1 tRNA gene and 3 rRNA genes are annotated in these 4890 nt (G+C 54.8%); all 4 read left to right on the top strand.

From position 1 onward, the window contains the following. The first annotated feature begins 131 nt into the window (after positions 1-131). A 16S ribosomal RNA gene (locus XO12_RS10815) occupies positions 132-1673 on the top strand. Positions 1674-1712: 39 nt separating this feature from the next. Continuing rightward, positions 1713-1788: transfer RNA gene (locus tag XO12_RS10810), tRNA-Ala, on the top strand. Between the two features lie 30 nt (positions 1789-1818). After that, positions 1819-4734: ribosomal RNA gene (locus tag XO12_RS10805) — 23S ribosomal RNA — on the top strand. Positions 4735-4767: 33 nt separating this feature from the next. After that, positions 4768-4881 (top strand): 5S ribosomal RNA (gene rrf / locus XO12_RS10800). The 16S, 23S and 5S rRNA genes sit together here with 1 tRNA gene alongside, the layout of an rRNA operon. Positions 4882-4890 lie beyond the last annotated feature (9 nt).

Genomic DNA, 4890 nt, shown 5'->3' with positions numbered 1-4890 from the left:
GAAGAAAGGTGGTAATATATATACTCGGACGCGGACGAAGAGCCGCGGGAAGGAAAGGAAAGCTCCTTGACAAGTGAACAGAGACACCCAGCGGAAGTAAAAAAGAGAGTGAGCGATCGAACTCGAAAAGTTGGATGGAGGGTTTGATCCTGGCTCAGGGCGAACGCTGGCGGCGTGCTTAACACATGCAAGTCGAACGGGGAGGCTCTCTTCGGGGAGTAGTACCAGTGGCGAACGGGTGAGTAACGCGTAGGAAAGTGTCCTCCAGACCGGGACAACCATTGGAAACGATGGCTAATACCGGATGAGACCGAGAGGTGAAAGCGTGCTGAGGCATGGCTGGAGGAGCTGCCTGCGACCCATCAGGTAGTTGGTAGGGTAAAGGCCTACCAAGCCGACGACGGGTAGCCGGCGTGAGAGCGTGGCCGGCCACAGGGGGACTGAGACACGGCCCCCACTCCTACGGGAGGCAGCAGTGGGGAATATTGGACAATGGGGGAAACCCTGATCCAGCGACGCCGCGTGGAGGACGAAGTCCTTCGGGACGTAAACTCCTGAATTTATCGAACAATAAAGTGAGAAGGGAATGGCTCACAGATGAGGGTAGATAAAGAAAAGCCCCGGCTAACTACGTGCCAGCAGCCGCGGTAATACGTAGGGGGCGAGCGTTGCCCGGAATCACTGGGCGTAAAGGGGGTGTAGGCGGTCTAATAAGTCAGATGTAAAAGTACCTGGCTCAACCAGGGGGATGCGTCTGAAACTGTTAGACTTGAGGTTACTAGAGGGAGACGGAATTACCTGTGTAGCGGTGAAATGCGTAGATACAGGTAAGAAGGCCGGTGGTGAAGACGGTCTCCTGGGGTAAACCTGACGCTGAGGCCCGAAAGCTAGGGGAGCAAACCGGATTAGATACCCGGGTAGTCCTAGCCGTAAACGATGCCCACTAGGTGTGAGCGGTAGTACCGTTCGTGCTGAAGCTAAGGCGATAAGTGGGCCGCCTGGGGAGTACGTCCGCAAGGATGAAACTCAAAGGAATTGACGGGGACCCGCACAAGCGGTGGAGCGTGTGGTTTAATTCGAAGCTAAGCGAAGGACCTTACCAGGGCTTGACATGTAGGTAGTACCTCTTAGAGATAAGGGGGACCTAATACTTCGGTATTAGGAGCCTAGACAGGTGGTGCACGGCCGTCGTCAGCTCGTGCCGTGAGGTGTTGGGTTAAGTCCCGCAACGAGCGCAACCCTTGCCGTTAGTTACCAGCACGTGAAGGTGGGGACTCTAACGGGACAGCCGCCGACGAGGCGGAGGAAGGAGGGGATGACGTCAGGTAATCGTGCCCCTTATGTCCTGGGCGACACACGCGCTACAATGGCAGGGACAGAGGGAAGCGAGGCCGAAAGGTGGAGCGAATCTCAGAAACCCTGCCCCAGTTCAGATTGCAGTCTGAAACCCGACTGCATGAAGCCGGAATCGCTAGTAATCGCAGGTCAGCCACACTGCGGTGAATACGTTCCCGGGTCTTGTACACACCGCCCGTCAAGCCACCCGAGTTGGAAACGCCCGAAGATGGTCAGGCTAACCGAAAGGAGGCCGGCTATTGAGGGTGGAGTCAGCGAGGGGGGCTAAGTCGTAACAAGGTAGGTGTACCGGAAGGTGCGCCTGGATCACCTCCTTTCTAAGGAGAAAGGGTGTCTCTGTTCAGTAGTGAAGGAGTGGGGTAGTAGCTCAATTGGGAGAGCGTCTGCCTTGCACGCAGAAGGCTAGGGGTTCAAGTCCCCTCTACTCCACCAGCTCATTGACAAGTGCATAGTGAAAGATAAGGTCAAGGTAAAAAGGGCTTACGGCGGATGCCTAGGCGACGGGAGGCGAAGAAGGACGTGGCAAGCTGCGAAAAGCCACGGGGAGCTGCAAGCGAGCGTAGATCCGTGGATATCCGAATGGGGGAACCCGAAAATCCCGAAAGGGAGGCGAACCCGGGGAAGGGAAACATCTTAGTACCCGGAGGAAAAGAAATCAAAAGAGATTCCCTAAGTAGTGGCGAGCGAAAGGGGAAGAGCCAAAACCATGTAGGTGTAAAAGGGTGCGGCCGTTGCCTACATGGGGTAGAGGGAAGTAATCGGAGCCGACTGCACGAGGCTCGGAGTGGAAGTATGTATAGCCGAATTGACTGGGAAGTCAAACCGAAGAGGGTGAAAGTCCCGTAGGCGAAATACATACGGAACTCTGGATTACTATCCCAAGTAGCGTGGGACACGAGGAATCCTGCGTGAATCAGGGTGGACCACCATCCAAGGCTAAATACTACCCGTCGACCGATAGCGGAAAAGTACCGTGAGGGAAAGGTGAAAAGGACCCCGGGAGGGGAGTGAAAGAGAACCTGAAACCGTAAGCCTACAAGAAGTGGGAGCGCTTAGGCGTGACCGCGTGCCTTTTGATTAATGTGCCCACGAATTGCATGTATTGGCGAGGTTAAGCCGGGAGAGGCGAAGCCGAAGTGAAAGCGAGCCTGAAAAGGGCGTAGAGTCAATATATGCAGACCCGAAGCCAGGTGAGCTATCCATGGGCAGGGTGAAGTTGCGGTGAAACGCAATGGAGGCCCGAACCGGTATGCAGTGAAACGCATTCGGATGACCTGTGGATAGGGGTGAAAAGCCAACCGAACCTGGTGATAGCTGGATCTCCCCGAAACGTGTGTAGGCACGGCCTCATACAAGACTTACGGGGGTAGAGCACTGATAGGCGTAGGGGGGTAACCTCCGAAACTTGTCAAACTCCGAATACCGTAAGTTAAAGTATGGGAGACAGACTGTGGGGGAAAAGCTCCATGGTCGAGAGGGAAACAGCCCAGACCGCCAGCTAAGGGCTCGAAGAGACAGCTAAGTGTGAAAGGTAGTGGACTGCCAGAGACAGCCGGGATGTTGGCTTAGAAGCAGCCATCATTAAAAGAGTGCGTAACAGCTCACCGGTTGAGGCGGACTGCGCCGAAAATGTAAGGAGGCTAAAGCTGTACTCCGAAGCTGCGGAATCTGCGGATTGGTAGGGGAGCATTGTGCAGTAGGGAGAAGGTAATTCGCGAGGATTACTGGACGAAGCACAAGAGCGGATGTGGGCATGAGTAACGAGAGGAAGGTGAGAATCCTTCCCCCCGAAAGCCCAAGGGTACCTGGGGAAGGGTCGTCCGCCCAGGGTAAGCCGGGACCTAAGGTGAATCCGAAAGGAGTAACCGATGGAAAACGGGTAAAAAATCCCGTGCCATATCTGTACTGTCAAGATAAGAGGGGTGACGCAGAAGGTAAAGCCTCGTGAGCAAGTGGCAGGCTCATCCAAGCGCAAAGGTCGAAGAAACTTCCAGGGAAATCCGGGAGTGGAGGCTGAAGCGTGATGGGGAGGACATAAGTCCAACGAGGTAGTAGCCAAGCTGCCAAGAAAAACCTCGCTTATCGGTGCAGATATGCCCGTTCCGAAAACCGACACAGGTGGGTGAGCTGAGAAGGCTAAGGGGAGCAGGCTAACCTCCGCTAAGGAACTCGGCAAAATAGCCCCGTAACTTCGGGAGAAGGGGTGCTCCTTGATGTGGGCAACTGCATTGGGGAGTCGCAGTGACAAGGTCCAGGCGACTGTTTACCAAAAACACAGGACTCTGCGAACTCAAAAAGAGGACGTATAGGGTCTGACGCCTGCCCAGTGCCGGAAGGTTAAGGGGAGTGCTGAGAGGTACGAACCGAAGCCCCGGTAAACGGCGGCCGTAACTATAACGGTCCTAAGGTAGCGAAATTCCTTGTCGGGTAAGTTCCGACCTGCATGAATGGCGTAACGATTTGGACACTGTCTCAGCGGAGGGCCTGGTGAAATTACAGACTGGGTGAAGATGCCCAGTACCCGCAGTTAGACGGAAAGACCCCGTGGAGTTTTACTGTAGCCTGACATTGTAACTTGTCATGTTGTGTACAGGATAGGTGGGAGGCGAAGAAACCTGCTCGCAAGGGTAGGTGGAGCCGCTGGTGGGATACCACCCTCAGCATGATGGGTTACTAACCATTAAGTGTGAAGAGCGCTGATGGGACAGTGTTAGGTGGGCAGTTTGACTGGGGCGGTCGCCTCCTAAAGAGTAACGGAGGTGCGCGAAGGTAGGCTCATGTGGGTTGGAAATCCACAGGAGAGTGTAAAGGCAAAAGCCTGCCTGACTGCGAGACTGACAGGTCGAGCAGGGTGGAAACACGGTCTTAGTGACCCGGCGGATCCGAGTGGAAGGGCCGTCGATCAACGGATAAAAGTTACCCCGGGGATAACAGGCTTATCGCGCTCAAGAGTTCATATCGACGGCGCGGATTGGCACCTCGATGTCGACTCATCGCATCCTGGGGCTGAAGTAGGTCCCAAGGGTTGGGCTGTTCGCCCATTAAAGCGGTACGTGAGTTGGGTTCAGAACGTCGTGAGACAGTTCGGTCCCTATCTGCTGCGGGCGTAGGAAACTTGAGGGGGGTCACACCTAGTACGAGAGGACCGGTGTGAGGGTACCGCTGGTGAATCAGCTGTTCCGCCAGGAGCAGGAGCTGAGTAGCTATGTACCTGACCGATAACCGCTGAAAGCATCTAAGCGGGAAACGGGCCCCGAGATGAGGTTTCCCACTCTTCGGAGGTAAGGGCAGTTCGAGACTAGGACGTAGATAGGCCGGAAGTGTAAGTACAGTGATGTATTGAGCTGACCGGTACTAATAGCCCGAGGCCTTGACCTTATTAAGTAACTATGCACATGTGAATGAGTTTTGAGGGGTGCAGATACTGGATATGGGAACACGCGGAACCATGCCGAACCCGACCGTTAAGCATATCCAGGCCGATGGTAGTATGGGAAATCCATGCGAGAGTAGGTAGCGCCCCTCTTTTTATTT

It is taken from the genome of Marinitoga sp. 1154 (assembly GCF_013363285.1).
Lineage (GTDB): Bacteria > Thermotogota > Thermotogae > Petrotogales > Petrotogaceae > Marinitoga.
The sequence above is the reverse complement of the archived record's forward strand: the minus strand, read 5'-3'. Positions and strand labels throughout refer to the sequence as shown.